A 13289-nucleotide genomic window follows, 5' to 3' on the forward strand; every position below is an offset into this window, starting at 1 on the left:
CCCCGCCGGGGGGCCCGCGGGCCCCCCCGGGCCGGGGGCCCCGGGGGGGGGGGGGGGGGGGGGGGGGGGGGGGGGGGGGGGGGGGCCCGGGGGGGGGGGGGGGGGGGGGGGGGCCCCCCCCCCGCGCCCCGGCCGTCCGTCACTTGGAGCCGAGCTCGTAGAACCGGAACATCGTCGGGTCGAGCGCCTTGTCGGCGCCGGTCACGCCGTCACGGATGACCACGGTCTGCTTGCCCTGCCAGAGCGGGATGATCGGGACGTCGTCGGCGACGATCTTCTGGATGTCGGCGAACGCCTGGTCGCGCACCTTGGCGTCGTCGGTGCCCTGCTCCTTGACCAGGAGCTGCTGGATCTCCGGGTTGTCGTAGCCGGTGCCGAGGAAGGGCTGCTTGCCCAGGAACGGCGAGACGTCGTTGTCGGCGTCCGGCAGGTCGGGGAACCAGCCGATCATGTACGAGGCGTACGTGTCGGACTTCTCGTCCTTCTGGTACTGCTGCCACTCGGTGGAGCTGAGCTTCACCTTGAACAGGCCGGTGGCCTCCAGTTGCCGCTTGATCGCGGTGGCCTCGTCGGCCGCCGCGGCGCCGTAGTGGCTGGGGGTCCAGGCGTACGCGATGTCGACGGGGGCGGTGATGCCCGCGTCCTTGAGTATCGCGGCGGCCTTGGCCTTGTCCGGGGCGCCGTACTTGTCCTTGAAGGCCTCGGTGTGGCCCCGGATGCCGTTGCCGACCATGGAGTAGAGCGGGGCCACGGTGCCGTCGTAGGCGTCCTTGGCGATGCCCTCGCGGTCGATGACCTGGGCGACGGCCTGGCGGACCGCCTTCTGGTCGGACGGCTTCACCTTGGCGTCGAAGACCAGGTAGCGCTTCTCGGTGCCGGTGCCGTCGAGCACCTGGATGCCGGAGGTCTTCTTCAGGTCCGCGGTGTCGGTGGGCGACAGGGTGCGGAAGGCCGCGTTGACCGTGCCGTCCTTGACGGCCTGCTTGAGCGCGGACGCCTCGGAGAAGTACTGGAGCACGAACTGGCCGTTGTTGAGCTTGGCCGGGCCCTTGTAGGTCTTGCTGGCCAGGAACGACGCCTGCTGCTTGGGCGTGTACTTGTCCAGCGTGTACGGACCCGAGCCGATGATCTTCGAGCCGTCGAGGAGCTTGTCCTTCGGGAAGGTCTTCTCGTCGACGATCGCGCCCGCGTCGGTGGCGAGCACCGAGGGGAAGGTCGAGTCGGCGTTCTTCAGGTGGAAGACCACCTGGTCGTCGCCCTTGGCCTCGGTGCTGTCCAGGCTGGCGAGCAGGCTGGACGGGCCGTTGGGCGCCGCGATGCCGACCATGCGGTCGAACGAGAACTTCACCGACGCGGCGGTGAGCTTGTCGCCGTTGGAGAACACCAGCCCCGGCTGGAGCGTGCAGGCGTACGTCTTCGGGTCGGTGAAGGCGCACGACTTGGCCGCGTCCGGTTCCGGCGTGGTGCCGCCGGTCGGGAAGTGCATGACCTTCTGGTAGACGCTGTCGATGACCTCCCAGGAGCCGTAGTCGTACGCTCCCGCGGGGTCGAGTGACGACACCGAGTCGATGGTTCCGACGATCACGGCGCCTTTTCCGCCACCGGCCGACGAGTTGTCCTTCTTGCCACCACACGCGGACGCACCGACGGCCAGGAAGGCCACGGCGGCTGCGGCGACGACACGCTTGTTACGTGACATCCAGTGAATCCCCTTGCTCAAATGCCGGTCGTTCGATTCGGCATTGACCAGCAGGGACACTAGCCGGAGGGACCTACTCCGCTAGAGCACGGCGAAGTTGAGGCGGAATTACATACCGATAACGGGGCTCGGGGCACCGATAAACGGACGGCGGTACGATCCCTCCCCGGTCGGAACATTGCGGACATTCGGCCGCGCCGCACGTCCCGATCTGCGGATCTCATCCAGGCAGGACAGCGCGGTGTCGACCTCCCCGCGCGTGACATAGATCACCAGGGGCCGGATTCCGACCTGTGAGACGCATCTGGACGGTTCCTATTCAGCAAATACGCTCAGTGAACGCGCGCATTCAAAGCGCGCAGGAAAGGCACGCTCAGCTCTTCGAGCGAACCGACGACCGTACGCCCTGGAGCGGCCTCGACGGGCACCAGCGAGGGCACCGCGACCACCCGGCAGCCCGCCGCCTCGGCGGACGCCACACCGGTCAGGGTGTCCTCGACGACCACACAGGCGGCCGGGTCCGCGCCCAGCCGGGCGGCGGCGGTCAGATACGGCTCGGGGTGCGGCTTGGTGCGGCTCACCTCGTCCCCCGCGACGGTGAAGGCGAAGTTCTCCGCGCCCAGCGTGCGCAGCATCACATCGATGGTCCGCCGGTGCGAGGCGGACACCAGGGCGGTCGGGACGCCGTACGCGGCCAGCTCGGTGAGCAGCCTGCGGGCGCCGGGCATCAGCGGCGCGCCCCGGGCGATCAGCTTCTCGAAGCGGATGTTGACCGCCAGCATCAGCTCGGCCAGCGTCGCGTCCGCGCCGGTGGCGGTGATCAGGTGCCCCACGCTGCGGGTCATCGGGCCGCCGATCACCACCTCGCGGTGCGCCTCGTCCAGCACGTGCCCGAGGTCCGCGAAGACCTCACTCTCCGCCGCCCACCAGATGCCCTCGGTGTCCACCAAGGTGCCGTCCATGTCGAGGAGCACCGCCTGGAGGGCGGGGCCTTGCGCCATACGGGTGTCGGCGACAGGGATGCTGCTGGTCATACGCCCCACTCCTCGGCTCGCGCGGTTCCCGGTGCCGGTCGCGCCGGCCCGTCCCGTTTCCGGGGGACACAAAGGCCGGTCGCCGCGTCCCGCGGACGGGAAGGCGACCGGCCTGCGCCGGACCGTCAAGTGTACGACTCGCTGGTGAGCCGCGCTCAACGCGCGTTGAAATACTTGGCCTCCGGGTGGTGAATGATGATCGCGTCGGTGGACTGCTCGGGGTGCAGCTGGAACTCCTCCGACAGCTCCACGCCGATCCTGCCCGGCTCCAGCAGGTCCGCGATCTTCGCCCGGTCCTCCAGGTCGGGGCAGGCCCCGTAGCCCAGCGAGAAGCGCGCGCCGCGGTACTTCAGCGCGAACATGTCCTCGACCTCGTCCGGGTCCTCACCGGCGAAGCCCAGCTCCGAGCGGACCCGCGCGTGCCAGTACTCCGCGAGTGCCTCCGCGAGCTGCACGGACAGGCCGTGCAGCTCCAGGTAGTCCCGGTAGGAGTCGGTCGCGAACAGCTCGTTGGCCGCCTCGGAGACCCGGTTGCCGACGGTGACGACCTGGAAGCCCACCACGTCGGTCTCTCCGGACTCCTCGGGCCGGAAGAAGTCCGCGAGGCAGAGCTGCCGCCCCCTGCGCTGGCGGGGGAAGGTGAAGCGGGTCCGCTCGGTGCCGTCCTCGCGCAGCACGATCAGGTCGTCGCCCTTGGACACGCACGGGAAGTAGCCGTAGGTCACGGCGGCCTCCAGCAGGCCCTCCGACTGCATCCTGGTCAGCAGCCCGCGCAGCCGGGGCCGGCCCTCGGACTCCACCAGCTCCTCGTACGTCGGACCGGTCGAGCGGGCCTGCTTCAGGCCCCACTGGCCCTTGAACAGGGCGCCCTCGTCCAGCCAGGACGCGTAGTCGGCGAGCTGGATGCCCTTGACGACCCGGCTGCCCCAGAACGGCGGGGTGGGGACGGGGTTGTCGACCGCGACGTCGGAGCGGATCTGGCCGAGGTTGACCGCCTTGTCCGGTCCGTCCGGCTCCGGCTGCTCGCGCTTGGGCACCCGGCGCTGCTTCAGCTCCGGCAGCGCCGCGCCCGGCACGCCGCGCTTGACGCCGATCAGCGCGTCCATCAGCCGCAGGCCCTCGAACGCGTCGCGGGCGTAGCGGACCTCTCCCTCGTAGATCTCGTGCAGGTCCTGCTCCACATAGGCGCGGGTCAGGGCGGCACCGCCGAGGATCACCGGGAAGTCGGCGGACAGGCCGCGCTGGTTCAGCTCCTCCAGGTTCTCCTTCATGATCACCGTGGACTTCACCAGCAGGCCCGACATGCCGATCACATCGGCGCGGTGCTCCTGCGCGGCGTCCAGGATCGCCGAGACCGGCTGCTTGATGCCGAGGTTGACGACGTTGTAGCCGTTGTTGGACAAGATGATGTCGACCAGGTTCTTGCCGATGTCGTGGACATCGCCGCGCACGGTGGCCAGCACGATGGTGCCCTTGCCCTCGTCGTCCGACTTCTCCATGTGCGGCTCCAGATACGCCACCGCGGTCTTCATCACCTCGGCGGACTGGAGCACGAACGGAAGCTGCATCTGGCCCGAGCCGAACAGCTCGCCGACCACCTTCATGCCCGCGAGCAGCGTCTCGTTGACGATGTCCAGGGCGGGCCGCTCGGCCAGCGCCTCGTCCAGGTCGGCGGACAGGCCGTTCTTCTCGCCGTCGATGATCCGGCGCTGGAGCCGCTCGTCCAGCGGCAGCGCCAGCAGTTCCTCGGCGCGGCTGGCCTTCAGCGACTTGTTGTCGACGCCGTCGAACAGCTCCATCAGGCGTTGCAGCGGGTCGTAGCCCTCGCGCCGCCGGTCGTGGATCAGGTCGAGCGCGACCTCGCGCTGCTCCTCGGGGATGCGGGCGATCGGCAGGATCTTGGAGGCGTGCACGATCGCCGAGTCCAGGCCCGCCTTGACGCACTCGTCGAGGAAGACCGAGTTGAGCACCACGCGCGCGGCCGGGTTGAGGCCGAAGGAGATGTTCGACAGGCCGAGGGTGGTCTGCACGTCGGGGTGGCGGCGCTTCAGCTCGCGGATCGCCTCGACGGTGGCGACGCCGTCCTTGCGGGACTCCTCCTGGCCGGTACAGATGGTGAAGGTCAGGCAGTCGATCAGGATGTCCGACTCGTTGATGCCGTAGTTGCCGGTCAGGTCGTCGATCAGCCGCTCGGCGATCCCGACCTTCTTCTCGACGGTACGGGCCTGGCCCTCCTCGTCGATGGTGAGCGCGATCAGCGCGGCGCCGTGCTCCTGGGCGAGCGCGGTCACCTTGGCGAACCGGGACTCGGGGCCGTCGCCGTCCTCGTAGTTGACGGAGTTGAGCACCGCCCGGCCGCCCAGCTTCTCCAGTCCCGCCCGCAGGACGTCCACCTCGGTGGAGTCGAGCACGATCGGCAGGGTGGAGGCGGTGGCGAAGCGCCCGGCGACCTCGGCCATGTCGGCGACGCCGTCCCGGCCCACGTAGTCCACGCACAGGTCGAGCAGGTGGGCGCCCTCGCGGATCTGGTCGCGGGCCATCTCCACGCAGTCCTCCCAGCGGCCCTCCAGCATCGCGTCGCGGAACTTGCGGGAGCCGTTGGCGTTGGTGCGCTCGCCGATCGCCAGGTACGAGCTGTCCTGGCGGAAGGGGACCGTCTGGTAGAGGGAGGCGGCGCCCGCCTCGGGGCGCGGCCTGCGCGGGTGCAGGTCCTGGCCGCCGACCCGCTCCACGAGCTGCCGCAGGTGCTCGGGCGTGGTGCCGCAGCAGCCGCCGACCAGGGACAGGCCGTACTCGCGGGCGAACGTCTCGTGCGCGTCGGCCAGTTCTGAGGCCGTGAGCGGGTAGTGCGCGCCGTCCTTGGTGAGCACCGGCAGGCCCGCGTTGGGCATGGCGGACAGCGGGATACGCGAGTGCCGGGCGAGATAGCGCAGGTGCTCGCTCATCTCGGCGGGTCCGGTCGCGCAGTTGAGGCCGATCATGTCGATGCCGAGGGGTTCGAGCGCGGTGAGCGCCGCGCCGATCTCCGAGCCGAGCAGCATGGTGCCGGTGGTCTCCACGGTCACCGAACAGATCAGCGGCAGGCTCACCCCGGCCGACGCCATCGCGCGGTGGGCCGCGATCACGGCCGCCTTGGTCTGGAGCAGGTCCTGGGTGGTCTCGATGATCAGCGCGTCGGCGCCGCCCGCGATCAGCCCCGCCGCGTTGGCCTCGTAGCCGTCGCGCAGTACGCCGTACGGGGCGTGGCCGAGCGTCGGCAGCTTGGTGCCGGGGCCCATCGAGCCGAGCACCCAGCGCGGGCGGCCGTCGGCGGCGAAGCCGTCGGCGACCTCGCGGGCCAGGCGGGCGCCGGCCTGCGACAGTTCGTGGATCCGCTCGGGGATGTCGTACTCGCCGAGCGCGGAGTGGTTGGCGCCGAAGGTGTTGGTCTCGACGCAGTCCACGCCGACCGAGAAGTACGCCTCGTGGACCGAGCGCACGATGTCGGGGCGGGTGATGTTCAGGATCTCGTTGCAGCCTTCGAGCTGCTGGAAGTCGTCGAGCGTCGGCTCCTGCGCCTGGAGCATGGTGCCCATGGCGCCGTCGGCGACGACCACGCGGGAGGCGAGCGCCTCGCGGAGGGCGGCGGCGCGGGGTGCGTCCATCGGCGACGCGGTCGGGGACGTACGCGTCGGCGCCGCGTTCGTCCCCGATGGGGAGGAACCGGACGGACCAGACGTAGGGGACGACGGAGAAAGCGAGGCCATGGAACGTGCTCCCTGGGATGCGACGGCTGTCGGCTATGCGTTCCCCGTCGGGGCCGACGGATCGGAGGGCGGCGGGACGCGCACCCGGCCAGCCTAGCGGGCCGCACCGTCCGGGCTCGAAGGCATTCCGATGGGCGGACCGTGGTGCCAGAATCATCTCTGAGATGATGACGGTCGACATTGTCGACCGCCGATCATGACACCCCCTCTGCTTGGAGTGCCGCCGATGCCAGGTCCCATCCAGTCGCTGGAACGCGCGGCGGCGATTTTGCGGCTGCTGGCCGGCGGTGAGCGCCGGCTGGGACTCACCGACGTGGCCTCGTCGCTCGGCCTGGCCAAGGGCACCGCGCACGGCATCCTGCGCACCCTCCAGCAGGAGGGCTTCGTCGAACAGGAGCCGGTCTCCGGCAAGTACCAGCTCGGCGCGGAGCTGCTGCGGCTGGGCAACAGCTATCTGGACGTGCACGAATTGCGGGCCCGCGCGCTGGTGTGGACCGACGACCTGGCCAGGTCCAGCGGCGAGGCGGCGTATCTCGGGGTGCTGCACCAGGACGGCGTGCTGATCGTGCACCACGTCTTCCGGCCGGACGACAGCCGCCAGGCGCTGGAGGTGGGCGCGATGCACCCGCTGCACAGCACCGCGCTCGGCAAGGTGCTGTCCGCCTTCGACCCGGTGGCGCACAACGAGGTGACCGAGCACGAGCGGGCGACGCTCACCGCGCGCACCGTCACCGACATCACCGACTTCGAGGCGCTGCTGGACCTCACCAGGGCGCGCGGCTGGGCCGCCGACCTGGAGGAGACGTGGGAGGGCGTGGCCTCGGTCGCGGCGCCCGTCTACGACCGGCGGCGGATGCCGGTGGGCGCGGTGGGCATCACCGGCGCCGTGGAACGGGTCTGCGACGAGGGCGGCATCCAGGCCCGGCTGGTGGCGGCGGTACGGGACTGCGCCCGCGCCGTCTCCCGCGATCTGGGCGCCGCCCGCTTCTGATCCGCCCCGCCCGTATCCGGCCCGCGACGACGCGCCCGCGCGGCCTTCTTCCGCGTTTCACCGTCCACGCCTCTTGACCTGCCGCTCCCGGAGAGAAAATATTCGCTGTACGGTCGACATTGTCGAACGCCGGACGCGATTCGGGTCGCCCGTGCCCTGACGTAAAGACACTTGGACAAAGGAGTCGCTGTGTCCAACGGCCATATCTTCATCGGCGAGACCTTCGGCACCGCCGTGCTCATCCTGCTCGGTGGCGGCGTCTGCGCCGCCGTCACGCTCAAGAAGTCGAAGGCCCGGGGAGCGGGCTGGGTCGCCATCTCCTTCGGCTGGGGATTCGCGGTGCTCGGCGGCGCCTACATCGCCAACGGCTACTCGGGCGGCCAGCTCAACCCGGCGGTCACCCTCGGCGTGGCGATCAAGACCGGTGTGTGGCACACCGTGCCCTTCTACCTGATGGGGCAGTTGCTCGGAGCGATGATCGGCGCCTTCCTGGTGTGGGTGGCCTACCTGGGCCAGTTCCAGGCGCACTTGACCGACCCCGAGATCGTCGGCGCGGGCACGACCTCCCCCGAGGGCCCGGAGACCGACCGCAAGGGGCAGCCCGCGGGACCCGTGCTCGGCATCTTCTCCACCGGACCCGAGATACGGAACCCGGTGCAGAACCTCCTCACCGAGGTCATCGGCACCGCCGTCCTGGTGCTCTTCATCCTCACCCAGGGCATGACGACCGGACTCGCGCTCAACGGCACCGGCATCCTGCTCACCGCGCTCCTCGTCGTCGGTATCGGCCTGTCGCTCGGCGGCCCCACCGGGTACGCGATCAACCCGTTCCGCGACCTCGGCCCGCGTATCGTGCACAGCCTTCTGCCGCTGCCCAACAAGGGCGGCTCGGACTGGAGCTACGCGTGGATCCCGGTGCTGGGCCCGCTGGCCGGCGCCGCGATAGCCGGCGGCCTGTACAAGCTCGCCTTCACGTAGGGCCGCCGCGAGACCGCCACGCCCACTCCCCCGCAGCCACTTCCCCCGCGCAGATCCCGAGGAGCACCACGTGACCGACACCACCGCCGCCGCCGGCACCCACTCGCACGGCACCGGCCCGTTCATCGCCGCGATCGACCAGGGCACCACGTCGAGCCGCTGCATCGTCTTCGACCGGGACGGCCGGATCGTCGCCGTCGACCAGAAGGAACACGAGCAGATCTTCCCCAAGCCGGGCTGGGTGGAGCACGACGCCGCCGAGATCTGGACCAATGTCCAGGAGGTGGTCGAGGGCGCCATCGCCAAGGCCGCCCAGGACAACGAGGGCTTCAGCGCCGCCGACGTCAAGGCGATCGGCATCACCAACCAGCGCGAGACCACCCTGCTGTGGGACAAGAACACCGGTGAGCCGGTGCACAACGCGCTGGTCTGGCAGGACACCCGCACCGACGTGCTCTGCCGCGAACTGGGCCGCAACGTCGGCCAGGACCGCTTCCGCCGCGAGACCGGCCTGCCGCTCGCCTCGTACTTCGCCGGACCCAAGATCCGCTGGCTGCTGGACAACGTCGAGGGCCTGCGCGAGCGCGCCGAGCGCGGCGAGATCCTCTTCGGCACCATGGACTCCTGGGTGATCTGGAACCTCACCGGCGGTGTCGACGGCGGCCGGCACGTCACCGACGTCACCAACGCCTCCCGCACCCTGCTGATGAACCTGCGCACCCTGGACTGGGACCACAAGATCCTGGAATCGATCGGCGTACCCGCCGCCGTACTGCCGGAGATCCGTTCCTCCGCCGAGGTGTACGGCAGCACGGTCGGCGGCGTGCTGGACGGCGTGCCGGTGGCCTCCGCGCTCGGCGACCAGCAGGCGGCGCTGTTCGGGCAGACCTGCTTCGCCGAGGGCGAGGCCAAGTCCACCTACGGCACCGGCACCTTCATGCTGATGAACACCGGTGAGACCCCGGTCAACTCCTACAACGGCCTGATCACCACCGTCGGCTACCGGATCGGCGACGACGCTCCGGTCTACGCGCTGGAGGGCTCGATCGCCGTCACCGGCGCGCTGGTGCAGTGGATGCGCGACCAGATGGGGCTGATCAGCACCGCCGCCGAGATCGAGACGCTGGCCTCGTCCGTCGAGGACAACGGCGGCGCCTACTTCGTACCGGCCTTCTCCGGCCTGTTCGCCCCCTACTGGCGCGACGACGCGCGCGGGGTGATCGCCGGGCTGACCCGTTACGTCACCAAGGCGCACATCGCGCGCGCCGTGCTGGAGGCGACGGCCTGGCAGACGCGGGAGATCGCCGACGCCATGACCAAGGACTCCGGCGTCGAACTGGCCGCCCTCAAGGTCGACGGCGGCATGACCTCCAACAACCTGCTCATGCAGACGCTGGCCGACTTCCTGGACGCGCCCGTGGTGCGCCCGATGGTCGCCGAGACCACCTGCCTGGGCGCGGCCTACGCGGCCGGTCTCGCGGTCGGCTTCTGGCCCGACACCGAGGCACTGCGAGCCAACTGGCGGCGCGCCGCCGAGTGGACCCCGCGCATGGACGCGGCCCAACGGGACCGCGAGTACAAGAGCTGGCTCAAGGCCGTGCAGGCCACGATGGGCTGGCTCGAAGAGAGCACCGCAGAGGAGCACTGATTCACCCCATGACCACCTCGCAGCGCGTTCCCGCCCTGGGTTCGCATCCGACCGCAGGCGCCAACCCCGGCAGGGCCGAGACCCGGGATCTGCTCGGCCGTGCCACGTACGACCTGCTGGTGATCGGCGGTGGCATCCTCGGCATCACCACCGCCTGGCACGCCGCGCAGTCGGGGCTGCGGGTGGCCATGGTGGACGCCGGTGACTTCGCCGGGGCCACCTCCTCCGCCTCCTCCAAGCTGCTCCACGGCGGCCTGCGCTACCTCCAGACCGGCGCGGTGAAGCTGGTGGCGGAGAACCACCTGGAGCGGCGCGCGGTCTCCCGTGACATCGCGCCGCACCTGGCCAACCCCCTCACCTTCTATCTGCCGGTCTACAAGGGCGGCCCGCACGGCGCGGCCAAGCTCGGCGCGGGCGTCTTCGCGTACTCGGCGCTGTCCGCCTTCCGCGACGGCGTCGGGCATGTGATCAGCCCGGCCAAGGCCGCGCGGGACGTGCCCGAGCTGCGGACCGACAATCTGCGCGCGGTCGCCGTCTACGAGGACGGGCAGATGAACGACGCCCGGATGGCGCTGATGACGGTACGGGCCGCGGTCGACGCGGGCGCGACCGTGCTCAACCACGCCGAGGTCACCGGGCTGCGCTTCACGCGGGGCCGGGTCACGGGCGCCGATCTGCGCGACCGCGTGGACGGCACCGAATTCGGGGTCGACGCGCGGCTGGTGCTCAACGCCACCGGGCCGTGGGTGGACCACCTGCGGCGGATGGAGGACCCGGCCGCGGCGCCGTCGATCCGGCTGTCCAAGGGCGCGCACCTGGTGCTCAAGCGGCACTCGCCGTGGCGGGCGGCGCTGGCCACCCCGATCGACAAGTACCGCATCACCTTCGCCCTGCCCTGGGAGGACATGCTGCTGCTCGGCACCACGGACGAGGTGTACGAGGGCGATCCGGCCGATGTGCGGGTCACCGAGGCCGACATCGCGCAGATCCTGGACGAGGCGGCCTTCTCAGTACGCGACCAGCAGCTCTCCCGCGACCTGATCACGTACTCCTTCGCGGGTCTGCGGGTGCTGCCCGGCGGTCCCGGCGACACCTCGAAGGCCAAGCGGGAGACGGTCGTCACCGAGGGGACCGGCGGGATGCTGTCGGTGGCGGGCGGCAAGTGGACCACCTTCCGGCACATCGGCCGCACGGTGATGACCAAGCTGGCCGAGCTGCCCGGGCATCCGCTGTCCGACGACATGGAGCCGATGTCGTCGCTGCCGCGCCGGGCCCCGCTGCCCGGTTTCGCCAGCCCCGACGCGGTCGCCCACCGGCTGCTGATCGACGGCGACGCGCCGGGACCGCGCATGGCGGCCGACACCGCCAGGCACCTGGCCACCCACTACGGCTCGCTGGCCTTCGACATCGCGCGGCTGGCCAACGAGGACCCGGAGCTGGCCCGGCGCGTGCACCCGGACGCCCCGGAGATCTGGGCCCAGGTCGTCTACGCCCGCGACCACGAGTGGGCGCAGGACGCGGACGACGTGCTGCGGCGGCGGACGACGCTGACCATCCGCGGTCTCGACACGCCGGAGGTGCGGGAAGGGGTCGAGCGGGTGCTTCGCCGGGACTAGGAAGTGGGGGCCGCCGTCCCTGCGGGCGGTTCCGTCGCGGCGGCCTCGGCCGTCCCGGCGGGCTGGGTTGTCTCGGCGGGCTGGGCCGTCCCGGCGGGCTGGGCCGTCTCGGCGGTCAGGCGGTCGAGTTCGGCGAACAGGGCGGTCGGGGCGGGGCGGCCGGTCCTGGGCAGCAGGGTCAGCCAGCGGTCGCGGCCCTCGTGCCAGAGGCTCACGGGGTTGGCCTCTGCCACGGCCGCGATCGTACGGGCGGGCAGCTCGGCCTCCGCGGCGCGCGACGGCGTCAGCCAGTGCGCGGTGCTGTCCTCGGCGAGCCGGGCCATCCACAGCACATGGCGGGCCGCGTGCCAGAGCGCGTCCCGCGCGCGCAGGTGCTCGCCGCGCGCGGTGACGTGCAGCGCCAGCACCAGCCAGTTGGCGAACCGGCCGCACAGGTCGGCGATCTCGTCGGGCGCCGCGGGGAGCACGGGGTGCTCGGGCACCGCTTCGAGCACCGGCGTCAGCAGCCCTTCGCGGTCGACGACCACCATCCGCTCGACGGCGGCGCCGCGCGCGGGCCAGGTGGCGACCGTCGGGATGTCGTCGGTGGTCGCGAAGTGGAATTCGCCGCGCACCGGGCCCGGGAAGAGCACGACATGGCTGCCGAATTCGTTGAGCAGCACCAGATTGGCCGGGGCGATCTCCCGGCACCACTGCTCGGGTTCCACTTCCGCGCGCCGCTCCGGGTCGAAGAAGAGCCAGAATTCGACGTCGCTGTGGGCGTCGCCCTCCCCCGCGGCGAAGGAGCCGTACATCAGTGCCGCGCCGAGGCGTTCGTCGGCGCGGCACATGTCCCGTACGCGGGCGATGAGGTCGTGCTGGATCATGCCGCCCAGTATGGGTCGCGGCCGGACAGGGCGACAGCGGTTTCGAAGTCGGTGGCCCCGGCGGGCGGTGCGACCGGTTCCGCGAAGCCCTTGTACTGCCGGAACATCTCGGCCTGCTCGCGCACGACGGCCAGCAGCAGGGCGCCGGACTTCTCGTCGGCCCTGAACTCCTGCCCGGTGGCCTTGGCGACGTCCCAGCCGTGCAGCAGCAGCTCCATGAAGAGCATTCCGGCGATGTCCTGCGCGGGCATCGCCATGCCGCCCATGTCCAGCTCGCCCTCCCAGGCGGCCGGGTCGGCCCAGGCGTCCGCGGCCCGGTCGAGCTGCCGCGCGTAGGCGGCGGCCCAGCCGGGCTCCGCGGTGAAGTCGCGCTCGCCGAGGTCGGCGGGGTGCGGCTCCTTGCGGGCGCGCAGCTCCATGCCGAGGCCGGTGTACGCGACCCAGTGGTTGATCAGGGTGCGGGTGTCGTAGTCGGGACAGGGCGTGGGGCCGGTGAGCTGGTCGTCGGTGATCCCGGCGGCGACCCGGGCGGCCTCCGCGGCACTGTCGGCGATCTGTGCGTGGAAGTTCATGCCCTCGACGCTAGGCGCGACCGGGGACGGCGGTCTTGAAGAAACGCGACACCCGGCCCGTGTCGCGTGGCCGCGCCGTTGCCGGTGCTCCCGCGTGCCCGTGCGTGCCCGCGCGTGCCCGCGCCGTTGTCGGTGGCCG

The 13289-nt window shown here is 71.1% G+C and carries 9 protein-coding genes; 4 read left to right on the top strand and 5 right to left on the bottom strand.

Annotation, left to right across the window (positions count from 1 at the left end):
* Positions 1-139: 139 nt before the first annotated feature.
* From ACIOC1_RS23340 to metH, 3 genes are all read right to left on the bottom strand, one after another.
* On the bottom strand, positions 140-1699 hold the full coding sequence (locus ACIOC1_RS23340; protein WP_401856246.1) for an ABC transporter substrate-binding protein: 1560 nt from the start codon (positions 1697-1699) through the stop codon (positions 140-142).
* A gap of 332 nt (positions 1700-2031) precedes the next feature.
* A complete protein-coding gene (locus ACIOC1_RS23345; RefSeq protein WP_391048241.1) occupies positions 2032-2733 on the bottom strand; it encodes an HAD-IA family hydrolase in 702 nt (233 codons plus the stop codon).
* A 155-nt stretch (positions 2734-2888) separates the two neighbouring features.
* Positions 2889-6377 carry a methionine synthase gene (gene metH / locus ACIOC1_RS23350; protein WP_355333029.1) on the bottom strand — a complete coding sequence of 1163 codons (3489 nt, stop codon included), beginning with the start codon at positions 6375-6377 and terminating at the stop codon, positions 2889-2891.
* A gap of 328 nt (positions 6378-6705) precedes the next feature.
* On the opposite strand from metH, the gene ACIOC1_RS23355 reads away from it, so the two are divergent.
* The 4 genes from ACIOC1_RS23355 to ACIOC1_RS23370 all read left to right on the top strand — a co-directional run bounded on the left by ACIOC1_RS23355 (position 6706) and on the right by ACIOC1_RS23370 (position 11712).
* Positions 6706-7470 carry an IclR family transcriptional regulator gene (locus ACIOC1_RS23355; protein WP_355333031.1) on the top strand — a complete coding sequence of 255 codons (765 nt, stop codon included), beginning with the start codon at positions 6706-6708 and terminating at the stop codon, positions 7468-7470.
* 189 nt (positions 7471-7659) lie between these two features.
* Complete coding sequence (locus ACIOC1_RS23360; protein WP_391048249.1) at positions 7660-8448, top strand: aquaporin; 789 nt, start codon at positions 7660-7662, stop codon at positions 8446-8448.
* A 70-nt stretch (positions 8449-8518) separates the two neighbouring features.
* Positions 8519-10096 carry a glycerol kinase GlpK gene (gene glpK / locus ACIOC1_RS23365; RefSeq protein ID WP_355333035.1) on the top strand — a complete coding sequence of 526 codons (1578 nt, stop codon included), beginning with the start codon at positions 8519-8521 and terminating at the stop codon, positions 10094-10096.
* A gap of 8 nt (positions 10097-10104) precedes the next feature.
* Complete coding sequence (locus tag ACIOC1_RS23370) at positions 10105-11712, top strand: glycerol-3-phosphate dehydrogenase/oxidase (protein WP_355333038.1); 1608 nt, start codon at positions 10105-10107, stop codon at positions 11710-11712.
* Here ACIOC1_RS23370 and ACIOC1_RS23375 read toward each other — a convergent pair.
* Both ACIOC1_RS23375 and ACIOC1_RS23380 read right to left on the bottom strand, forming a co-directional pair.
* Positions 11709-12578 (bottom strand): hypothetical protein, encoded by an 870-nt coding sequence (locus ACIOC1_RS23375; RefSeq protein ID WP_401856247.1) that lies wholly within the window; start codon positions 12576-12578, stop codon positions 11709-11711. The genes ACIOC1_RS23370 and ACIOC1_RS23375 overlap by 4 nt on opposite strands.
* Positions 12575-13150 (bottom strand): TIGR03086 family metal-binding protein, encoded by a 576-nt coding sequence (locus ACIOC1_RS23380; RefSeq protein WP_401856248.1) that lies wholly within the window; start codon positions 13148-13150, stop codon positions 12575-12577. Before ACIOC1_RS23380 ends, ACIOC1_RS23375 begins: the two co-directional genes overlap by 4 nt.
* Between the last annotated feature and the right edge of the window lie 139 nt (positions 13151-13289).

Source organism: Streptomyces sp. NPDC088197 (assembly GCF_044741185.1).
Taxonomy (GTDB): domain Bacteria; phylum Actinomycetota; class Actinomycetes; order Streptomycetales; family Streptomycetaceae; genus Actinacidiphila.

Coding starts and splice junctions, on each gene's coding strand:
- ACIOC1_RS23375 (WP_401856247.1), bottom strand. CDS start 12,578: ATGATCCAGCACGACCTCATCGCCCGCGTACGGGACATGTGCCGCGCC.
- ACIOC1_RS23380 (WP_401856248.1), bottom strand. CDS start 13,150: ATGAACTTCCACGCACAGATCGCCGACAGTGCCGCGGAGGCCGCCCGG.
- ACIOC1_RS23370 (WP_355333038.1), top strand. CDS start 10,105: ATGACCACCTCGCAGCGCGTTCCCGCCCTGGGTTCGCATCCGACCGCA.
- ACIOC1_RS23345 (WP_391048241.1), bottom strand. CDS start 2,733: ATGACCAGCAGCATCCCTGTCGCCGACACCCGTATGGCGCAAGGCCCC.
- ACIOC1_RS23355 (WP_355333031.1), top strand. CDS start 6,706: ATGCCAGGTCCCATCCAGTCGCTGGAACGCGCGGCGGCGATTTTGCGG.
- metH (WP_355333029.1), bottom strand. CDS start 6,377: ATGGACGCACCCCGCGCCGCCGCCCTCCGCGAGGCGCTCGCCTCCCGC.
- ACIOC1_RS23340 (WP_401856246.1), bottom strand. CDS start 1,699: ATGTCACGTAACAAGCGTGTCGTCGCCGCAGCCGCCGTGGCCTTCCTG.